Origin of the sequence: Vibrio sp. NFR (assembly GCF_027587095.1) — a bacterium.
Classification (GTDB): Bacteria; Pseudomonadota; Gammaproteobacteria; order Enterobacterales; family Vibrionaceae; genus Vibrio; species Vibrio harveyi.
Genome location: NZ_JAPPTN010000012.1, coordinates 193,845 through 203,287 on the forward strand (window position 1 = coordinate 193,845; position 9,443 = coordinate 203,287).

The window sequence follows — 9,443 nt, forward strand, 5'->3', positions numbered from 1 at the left end:
AATTACTGTGCCATAAGACAATAGTGCCGTAGTTTACCCACACTTTCGTCTTATGGCTATTTATGTGATTACTAAGCCGGAATATCGATACCAGCGTCACGCATTTTAGCAAGTTTGTAGCGCAGAGTTCGTGGGCTAATACCCAGTTTTTCTGCCATTTCTTTACGACGTCCGTTACATTCGATCAATGTTTCCAAAATAATGGCGTATTCTTGGTCACGGAGTTCCCCGCCTAGACCTTCGCCACCAGACGCTACTCGGTTGATTGGCTCAGCTTGTGCGACTGGCTTGACATCCGGTACGACCATTTCTGCATTCTGAACAACATGTTGCAGACTGTTTGCATCTTGCCAATCTACACCTTCTAGCAAAATATGTTCAGCATCTATGTCACCGTTTTCACTCAAAATTAACGCACGTTGAACCACATTATCCAGCTCACGAACGTTACCCGGCCATGGGTATTGAAGCAGCTTATCTAATGCAACTTGAGAGAACTTAGGCACAGGCATACCCATCTTGCTGCAATGGCGCTCAGCAAGATGCTGCGCAAGTGGCGAGATGTCACCTTTACGTTCGCAGAGTGCTGGCCATGCGATTGGGAAAACATTCAAACGGTAGTACAAGTCTTCACGGAAGTTTCCTTCTGAAACGTACTGTTTAAGATCGCGGTTGCTGGTTGCAAGTACGCGAACATCAAGCTTGATACTCTTACGACTGCCCAGACGCTCCACTTCACGCTCTTGTAAAACACGTAGTAACTTCGCTTGCAGACTCAAGTCCATCTCGCTGATTTCATCTAGCAAGATGGTACCGCCTTGTGCTTGTTCGAATTTGCCTGGACAAGCTTGAACTGCCCCAGTGAAGGCACCTTTTTCATAGCCAAACAGCGTCGCTTCAAGCATGTTATCTGGGATCGCAGCGCAGTTAATGGCAACAAATGGACCATCTTTACGGTTTGAAGCGTTGTGAATGTAACGCGACATAACCTCTTTACCAGAACCGCTAGGACCTAAGATCATAACGTTGGCATCAGTGCGCGCTACTTTGTCAGCTAGAGCAAGCAGACGCAGACTTTTCTCATCTGCAACTACCGCGTCACCATTGTCGTCACTTTTAATTGGCGCGTAGCGACTTACCATGTTGAGCAAGACTTCTGGTGCAAATGGCTTCGCCATGTAATCAATCGCACCTTCTTTCATTGCCGACACGGCGTCTTCAATGTTTGCATAAGCCGTCATAAGCAGAACGGGCATATTTGGCCAATTCTGTTTGATATTACGCAGCAGCGCTAAGCCACCCATACCTGCCATTTGTACATCTGAAACTACGATGTCTACCGCGTTCGACTTCAGTTTCACCAAAGCGTCTTCTGCACAATCGGCTTCTAACCACTCATACCCAGCCAGAGCCAGAGTATCCACTAGGGCTTCACGAAGACCTTCATCGTCTTCTACGATCAGCACTTTGCTTTGCGCCATTATGATTCTCCAGTATGTGCTTGCACTCGCTCTAGCGGAATGCACATGGTAAAGCAGGCTCCATCACCCTGCTCTGAAATGAGTTCCAATCGACCGTCATGGGCACGGCAAACCATTTGAACAACAGCAAGTCCCAACCCCGTTCCTTGAGAACGCGTGGTAAAGAAGGGCTCCATAATTTTGGCTTGTAGTTCTTTTGGTATACCCGGTCCGCTGTCTTGCACAGAAATGCGCAGTTCACCGTTTACCGGGCGGAAAAAGACATCAATTTGCGATTCTTTGCCTGACATCTGAATCGCGTTCATCACTAAGTTACTCAATGCTGAAGCAATGGCATTCGCGTTACCTAATAGCTCAGTCTGCTCTTCCTCAACTTCTAGGAAGTAATCGATGCTGTTGTTTTTCAGTGCGGTTTCCACCATGGGCTGATATTCAGCCACCAGCTGAGCAATGTTAAATGGCTTAATGACTTTATTATCACCACCTTTGGCAAAAAGCAGCATATCATTAACCTGCTTCTCCAAATCGTGCAGTCGATCCATTAATTTGCTCTGAAATCGCTCTCTTGTCGCAGGAGGGAGATTCGGCGCACCTAAATTTGATGCATATAACATCGCACTTGATAAAGGCGTTCTAACTTGATGAGCGAGCGACGCCACCATACGACCGAGTGATGACAAACGTTGTAAGTCACTCACGCGAGATTGCAGTAAGCGGGTTTCTGTTAGGTCAGTGATCAGGATAAGCTGACCCGTTGCCGAGGCAGAGATGGCCAAGCGCACTTTGCGACCATTGCGCAGTGAAATTTCATGACCATCATCTTCACGCGGATCAAAAACCGCTTGGATGATGTTGAACCATTTCTCGTTGACTAATGGAATCTCAAGAATTCGATGCGCTTCCGGGTTGGCTTCACGGACCACTCCGTGCGTGTCTAACAAGATCACGCCAGCCGGCATTACGTCCAGAACCTGTTTATAACGCTCTACCTGATTCTCTACTGAGTCTAAATGGGATTGGTTAGTGTTGTTGTCCATTCACTGCCTGTCGAATTGTCGCCACTTACAAACTAAAATAGCTTGGTAAGCAATTAGCGTACCAAGCTATTTTCTATATTTATCATAGCGTTATGCGAACGACAAGAAGTTGACACTAGGAAAATGGTGCTTTCGTTATCAGAAAAGATAACCAATCACCGTTGAAAGTGTGAACTTTGGCTATCAGATAAACCTAGCGCTGTAGGTTGTATTTACGCATTTTCTCAACCAATGTCGTACGACGCATACCGAGCATATCTGCCGCTCGCGCCACTACACCGCCTTGCGCTTCTAACGCTTGGCTGATCATGTTGACCTCCATATCGGCTAGCAACTCTTTCAAGTTGACTCCTTCCGGTGGCAGTGCTTGAGGTGCATTCATGTTGTGGTCAAGATCGCTCTGCTCTTCAAAGCTGAAGTTTTCAGAGAAGATATCTTGGAATACATCACGCTCTTGCTCTTCCACTGTTGTGAATGGGTTCCCTTCAGGTTGGAACTCAGGAATATCACTGTAGCGGTATTTAGTCGGAAGATGATTCACGTCGACCAAGCTATTCGGGTATAGGATCACCATACGCTCAACAAGGTTAGCAAGTTCACGTACGTTACCTGGCCAGTTGTGTTCCATCAGCGAGTTGATAGCACGAGGAGTGAAGCAAATTGGTTGTCCGCCTTCAGCTTCAAGACGCGTCATTAGCTCTTGCAGCAGCAAAGGAATGTCTTGCTTACGCGCTTTTAGCGCAGGCATTTCAATTGGGAATACATTCAAGCGGTAAAAGAGGTCTTCACGGAACGTGCCATCGTCGATCATGGTTTCTAGATCACGGTGAGTTGCAGCTACAACACGAACGTTTACTTTGATCGTCGTATTGCCACCAACACGCTCAAAGCAGCGCTCTTGCAATACGCGCAACAGCTTCACTTGCATAGACATTGGCATATCACCAATCTCATCAAGGAAGATCGTGCCACCTTCTGCTAATTCAAAACGACCTTTACGTGCAGTTAAAGCTCCGGTAAATGCACCTTTTTCATGACCAAATAGCTCACTTTCTAAAAGCTCTGGTGGGATCGCACCACAGTTAATTGGCACAAACGGACCGTTGCGGTAAGCAGAATGATAGTGGATATTGCGCGCCACCACTTCTTTACCTGTCCCTGATTCACCCAAGATCAAGACGTTTGCCTCTGTACCTGATACTTGTTCAATCAAATGACGAACTTCTTGGATACCACGGCTTTGACCAACGAGACTGCGGAAAAGAGTGTTTTTGCGAGCACTTGCAACAACGTTCACACCTTTGCGACCAAGAAAGTCTTTGCAGTGACGTAACGCTTCGCTAAGTTGCGGGTAGTTTAGAGGTTGCTCTAATTCACCGACAAAATTTGGCAAGTCATCAACAGGCAATGGGAAAGAGCCCATGACGAGAAGAGGGATATGGTACGCTTCGTTGAGTTGTGTCATTACTGCTGTCGCAGCCTGACCGGCAGAGATGTTAGCCACAATACAACCTGACCAAACACTAGACCAGTCTACATCGCCTAGCTGATCAGAACTGACAGCTTCGCAACTTTCTCCAACAAATTCCAATATATTGCTTATATTTAAACGACTTGGTGCGTCGTCATCGATTACAAGCAGCTTTGCCAAACCTTGCATAAGTAAGAATGATTGCCTTTATTATGGGGTTGTTGCGGCCAGACCTTGATTTGCGCAATTGAGTGTCAGAAAAGGTGGGACCACTCTCAATTAACGATAGACAAAATAGGAAAATCAGCAACAAAAAAAAGCCATTAGGGCCACTAATGACTTCTATTTTATTTGAATAAAAAAATAAGGCAACCAAGCAATAAAGAGGTGTGAGCTTGATTGTAACTTTGCTGAACGACTTGATGTGCAATCAGACACAATACCCTACCAAATCAGTAAGGTATTGTTTTCTTTATTAAATGCCTACTTCTGCAGCAGTTAGGTTGTGGAACTCAGTTGGGATCTGGTCCCACGCTGATTTGATCTCACGGATGATGTCGATAACGTCGTCGATCGGTTGAGGATCGTTTTGGTGGTTCGCGGCAGAAATCTGAGTGATCATAAACTCGTAAAGTGAATCTAAGTTTGAAGCAATGTCACCACCATCGTCCATTGAAAGGCAGCTGCGTAGCGCAATTATGATGTCTAACGCTTTACCTAGACGCTCGCCTTTTGCTGGAATGTTGCCTGCTTGCATTGCTGCTTTACCTTGGATCAGACGCTCAATCGCACCTGCCATTAGCATTTGAATGACTTTGTGCGGAGACGCCGCACTCAGCTGGCTGTCGACTGATACCTTTTTGTATGCTTGCAAAGAACCGCGCATAGTATTCCTCTTTTATATAAATTTTTTGTACTGCTGAAGCGAACGCTTACCATAACGGAACTTATGTAGCTCTTTACCAACGTTCGTGGTTTCGTTTTGCATCAGCTCAACAATTCTTTTGGTACGAGTGAGCAAGTCTTGCCACTCTGCTTCCTGCTTCACCAGCGGATTGCTCTCGACAATGGGTAGCAGGTTTTGCAATAACCGTTCCCTGATATCGACCAAGCGAAGAATTTCTTCAGCATTAAAGTCGACTTTTTCTAGTTCTTGCGCAATTAGTTGATCAATATCACTAATTTCAATGAGTTCACTTCGCATCTATTGACCCAACGCGTTCATCAATGCGCCCAACTGCCCTTGCATCTTACCCGTGGCATCTTGCATAGCGGCAAACTTAGCGTGGGTGCGTTTTTCAAGGCTATCCATACGGCGATCTAATGCCGCTTGGTCATCACCTAAACGATAGTTCTGCTCAGTTAAGCTTTTTTCACGAGTACGAATACTGCCAGTAAACCCTGTAATGCCCTGAATCGCGTCTTCCACGCGTTTGGCAAAACCGGTATTACCACCAAAGAACTTTTCCAACTCGTTAAAGTTGCTGTTCAACTGGCGATCAAGCATGTCGTAGTTAATCTCTAATGTGCCCTGGCGTGTGGTCGTGATACCGAACTCAGTCAGGGATTTTAAATCTTCTGGTGCTTTGTCAATCGCCGTTGAGAATACCGCTTTCAGCCTCGCATCGGCATTACGCACTGTACTGTCGCCCGCAAGCGGTCCTTTCTGACCAGTGGTAGGGTCAACACTCGATAGTGCTTTCGATGTTTGGTAGAACGAGTTGTAAGCAGAGACAAAGTTTTCAATGTCATTACGCACGCTGCCGCGGTCGTATTCTACGCCGATTTCAGCAGGAGGTTTACCTACTTCGGACTTGCCTTTAAGGGTCAAGTTGACACCTTCAATAGCATCTTCAATCACGTTGTTGTGACTAGATAGCTGTGCAACGCCATCAAGCATCACTTGCGAGTCTTGCCCAGCTTGTACTTCCATCATGCCCGAGTACGCTTCAAAAGACTTCTCTGCTTCTGCGATTTTGGCTTCTGCTACGTCTATTTTTTCAAGACGTTCGCGCTCCTCTGGCTCAAGCTTGGCTCGATGAATTTGTTTTGCTTGCGCTTCAGTTAGCTCACCTCGTTCAACCTTTTGGTCAAGCTCTTGTTTTTCATCCGCAATCTTTTGCTCGATTTCCGCTTTTTCTTGTTCGAGCTGTTGTTTCGCTTCTTTCGTTGTTACGTATGAATCGGTGAGTGTGCCTGAGGCGGTGTTATCCCACCCAGGAACATCTGGCGCTTTCTCAATCGCTTTCTCATCCAGTTCGAGTTCCGGTGGACGGTAAGAATCGAGAAGTGTTCCTGAAGCTGTTTCAGTCCAACCGGGAATGCTGTCTTGTGGGCGCATACTTGCACGCTTGTTAGCGGCATCAATCGCTTCTTGTCCAGCTTTCGCCGCAGCAGCGCCGGATGCAGAGATCGGTTCATCGGATGCGCCATCTTGCGCACTTTCTGCCGCTTTTTGTTCTTCAGGAGGTATAGGATTGCCGTCTGCATCCACCTGTTCTGGTTGGTCTGCATCGGTTGTTGATTCTGGTTCTTTTAGAGGTCCAAGTACGGCTTCAGCCGCTTCACGAGCTTCTTCAAGCGCGTTCACTCGGTCTTCTAGAGTTTTGTATTCGAAATGTTTCAGCGGGTTACCTGCATCGGCATCCACACTGACTTTAATTTGATGGTCCTTGCCCGATAGATTCGAAGCAAGGATCAAACGCGGCCCTTCTACGTCGTTAATAACGGAAGCACGTACGCCAGGGTTATCCTTAGCGCCGTTAATTCCACGAACGACATCAACTAGCTTAGAACTAGAACGGACATTAACGTCGAAGGTGTCATCACCAAGAGAAATCTGCAGCTTACCAGGTCCAAACTTAGCATCTTCTGGCAAAACGTCAGAAGCCACTTTATGACTCTGTGCAAGCTGCAACACATCGATAGCATACTTACCGGCTATAGCGTCTGTTGTTGCGGTCGCAGATACCACTGCATCGTCGGTAGTATCTACCGTACGAACAGCAAAAGCCTTCTCCTGACGAAAGTTCGTCATGAGATTCTTCATCGTATCCAACGATTCTCTGAGTCGCCCGTAGGCACTGATGCTGGCGTCAATTGTCGCACGCTCGTTGTCGATGCGTTGCTGCTTTGGCACACGCTCGGCATCCACAATTTTGCTGACCATGGAATTGATATCCATGCCGCCAGACATCCCCAAAGGGCCTAAACTCATCAAATCACCTCAAAAACGACTTACACCTTTTCAACTAACAAACCGCTGTTAGCTGTGTGTTCAGCTAGGCGACGCAAAACCACTAGCATTTCTTCATCAGGAATTTGACGAATAACATCACCGGTTGTGGCTTCGTATATCGTCACGACGTCTCGACCCGATTCTTCATCAACACGAAACGCCACTCCCTTATTCATGGCGTCGACAAATTCATTCATTTGCTTAACCATTTTTTCGCGTTCTTCTCTGTTCAGCTCTTGGCGGGTATCCGCCATTTCAAGTGCAGCTTGAACAGAGAGATCGCGTTCGGCATCGTTCGCTTTTACAGGCGAAGCGGTACCGTTTGAACTTGCTGTGCTTGGCGCGCCTACGCCATTTTCTTTAGCAACTTTTGTGCCACTCGGTGTGCCGTAAGGCTGGATGTTCGATGTGTAGGAGGATATTTCCATTACAATCTCCCTTCCACCTTATGGGCTAACGATAGGTCTATCGCTTTGGTGACGTAATCACTAGGCTGAGTCGACCCGATTAGCCCAACAAGCTTAGCGCTGCAGATGGTGACTGCTTCGCTTGAGCCAAGATTGAAGTACTTGCTTGTTGAAGGATTTGCGACTTAGTCATTGCCGTTGTTTCCTTCGCGTAGTCAGTATCTTTAATACGGCTGTTAGACGCATTAACGTTCTCGTTAATGTTGTCTAGGTTGCTGATAGCGTGGTTGAAACGGTTTTGGAATGCACCAAGAGACGCACGTTGGCTGTCTACTGATTTTAGTGCGCCATCAATGATAGCTACCGCTTCTTGAGAGCCTGCAACGCTTGTTACGTCGATGTCTTTAACCGTTACGTCTTTTGCGTCACCGAAGCCGATCTCACCCGCTAGGTTACCAGAGAACTCAACCTCACCCGTTACTTTTTGAGAAGAAGCAAATACTTGTAGTTTGCCATCTTCACCAACAGACGCTTTTACATCTTCGCTTTGACCGTTGATGTAAGTCGCTAGCTGCTCAATATCGTCGCCTTGTTTTGCTTGGACAGTAAGCTCTTGCTCTTCGCCTTGCTTGTTGGTGTACGTCATTTTAAGTTCAGTTTTATCGCTCACTGTCCATGACGCATCTTTACCGTCTTCTGCTGCGTAGCTCTTACCGCCCATTGCAGAAGTATCAGAACGTAGGTTACCCATAGAAAGCATTACTGCTTCACCAGAGTCCGCACCGATTTGGAAAGATTGAGTACCGTAAGTACCGTTTAGAAGCTTGTTACCACCGAAAGAGGTTGTTTCAGCGATACGGTTTAGCTCGTCGTTAAGCGCTGTTACTTCTTCTTGGATCGCTACACGTTCTGATTTTGAGTTCGAACCGTTCGCAGATTGAAGCGATAGGTCACGCATACGTTGTAGGATGTTGGTAGATTCATTCATTGCACCTTCAGCAACCTGTGCAATAGAAATACCGTCGTTCGCGTTTTTCACAGCCATGTCTAGACCACGGCTCTGTGCGTTCAAACGGTTAGAAATCTGTAGACCTGCAGCATCATCTTTCGCGCTATTGATTTTATAACCCGAAGACAAACGCTCCATTGATTTTTGTTGACCTTCAGCCGCTTGGTTTAGGTAACGCTGTGCGGTCATCGCAGAAACGTTAGTATTAACGTTAATCGCCATAATTGATCTCCTTAAGGCTTTAGTTGATGCACCGTCGTGTCTCTCACCTCACTTAGGTACATCTCATTTCTCTCAGTCCCTTTAACGGCGACCTATAAATATCCTTTAGGAGAAATTTTCAATTTTTTGCGATTATTTTCTTTAGCTTACTGAAGTGTGATGAATCTCTAATATTCAATGGGTTGGCTAGCTGCTGGGTTATTAGGGTCTGTTTATCTTTCGTGGTTAAATTTTGTTCGAGATAAAAGCGTTTTAATCGCGGCGAGTCGATTTAAACCTAGTGGTTCTAAGTAAAATTGACTCAACAAAGAGTAAAACGCTTTTAGCCGGGGGCGCCCAGCCGAACCCTTTGGGCAGCGTTTGTAGGTGCTTTCTACTGCGTTATCGGCTTATCAGGTAGAATAGCTACATATCAAAGCCTCTGCCTTGTATAAAACACCTACAAATTGCTGCAAAAATCATCACAAAAGGTCAACAGACCCTAATCCAAAACAGGCAGAAAAAAACCCAGCCGAAGCTGGGTTTACTCGCTCATCTCTCACCACGAGCCAATGAGGTTCTTGCCTTTAGGTTGAAAA

Annotated in this window: 8 protein-coding genes; all 8 read right to left on the bottom strand. The window is 46.4% G+C overall.

The features are described 5' to 3' along the window. Positions 1-71: 71 nt before the first annotated feature. Positions 72-1,481: a sigma-54-dependent transcriptional regulator gene (locus OH463_RS20935; RefSeq protein WP_005448355.1), complete on the bottom strand. Its 1,410-nt coding sequence runs from the start codon at positions 1,479-1,481 to the stop codon at positions 72-74. Continuing rightward, entirely contained in the window at positions 1,481-2,518 is a 1,038-nt protein-coding gene (locus OH463_RS20940; protein ID WP_005448353.1) for a sensor histidine kinase, read from the bottom strand. Before OH463_RS20940 ends, OH463_RS20935 begins: the two co-directional genes overlap by 1 nt. Before the next feature lie 193 nt (positions 2,519-2,711). Then, complete coding sequence (locus tag OH463_RS20945; protein WP_005448351.1) at positions 2,712-4,178, bottom strand: sigma-54 dependent transcriptional regulator; 1,467 nt, start codon at positions 4,176-4,178, stop codon at positions 2,712-2,714. Positions 4,179-4,464: 286 nt separating this feature from the next. Further along, positions 4,465-4,875, bottom strand: a complete 411-nt coding sequence (gene fliS, locus OH463_RS20950; protein ID WP_005438665.1) for a flagellar export chaperone FliS — start codon at positions 4,873-4,875, stop codon at positions 4,465-4,467. A gap of 12 nt (positions 4,876-4,887) precedes the next feature. After that, positions 4,888-5,193, bottom strand: coding sequence for a flagellar protein FliT (locus OH463_RS20955; protein WP_005448349.1), 306 nt, complete (start codon positions 5,191-5,193; stop codon positions 4,888-4,890). Continuing rightward, positions 5,194-7,206: a flagellar filament capping protein FliD gene (gene fliD / locus OH463_RS20960; RefSeq protein ID WP_005448347.1), complete on the bottom strand. Its 2,013-nt coding sequence runs from the start codon at positions 7,204-7,206 to the stop codon at positions 5,194-5,196. 20 nt (positions 7,207-7,226) lie between these two features. Further along, on the bottom strand, positions 7,227-7,655 hold the full coding sequence (gene flaG / locus OH463_RS20965; protein ID WP_005448345.1) for a flagellar protein FlaG: 429 nt from the start codon (positions 7,653-7,655) through the stop codon (positions 7,227-7,229). A 79-nt stretch (positions 7,656-7,734) separates the two neighbouring features. Then, positions 7,735-8,865, bottom strand: a complete 1,131-nt coding sequence (locus OH463_RS20970; protein ID WP_269992495.1) for a flagellin — start codon at positions 8,863-8,865, stop codon at positions 7,735-7,737. Positions 8,866-9,443: the final 578 nt, after the last annotated feature.

Bases quoted from the DNA above. Each gene is read 5' to 3' on its own strand.
- OH463_RS20970 (WP_269992495.1), bottom strand. From the start codon at position 8,865: ATGGCGATTAACGTTAATACTAACGTTTCTGCGATGACCGCACAGCGT.
- fliS (WP_005438665.1), bottom strand. From the start codon at position 4,875: ATGCGCGGTTCTTTGCAAGCATACAAAAAGGTATCAGTCGACAGCCAG.
- flaG (WP_005448345.1), bottom strand. From the start codon at position 7,655: ATGGAAATATCCTCCTACACATCGAACATCCAGCCTTACGGCACACCG.
- OH463_RS20955 (WP_005448349.1), bottom strand. From the start codon at position 5,193: ATGCGAAGTGAACTCATTGAAATTAGTGATATTGATCAACTAATTGCG.
- OH463_RS20945 (WP_005448351.1), bottom strand. From the start codon at position 4,178: ATGCAAGGTTTGGCAAAGCTGCTTGTAATCGATGACGACGCACCAAGT.
- OH463_RS20940 (WP_005448353.1), bottom strand. From the start codon at position 2,518: ATGGACAACAACACTAACCAATCCCATTTAGACTCAGTAGAGAATCAG.
- fliD (WP_005448347.1), bottom strand. From the start codon at position 7,206: ATGAGTTTAGGCCCTTTGGGGATGTCTGGCGGCATGGATATCAATTCC.
- OH463_RS20935 (WP_005448355.1), bottom strand. From the start codon at position 1,481: ATGGCGCAAAGCAAAGTGCTGATCGTAGAAGACGATGAAGGTCTTCGT.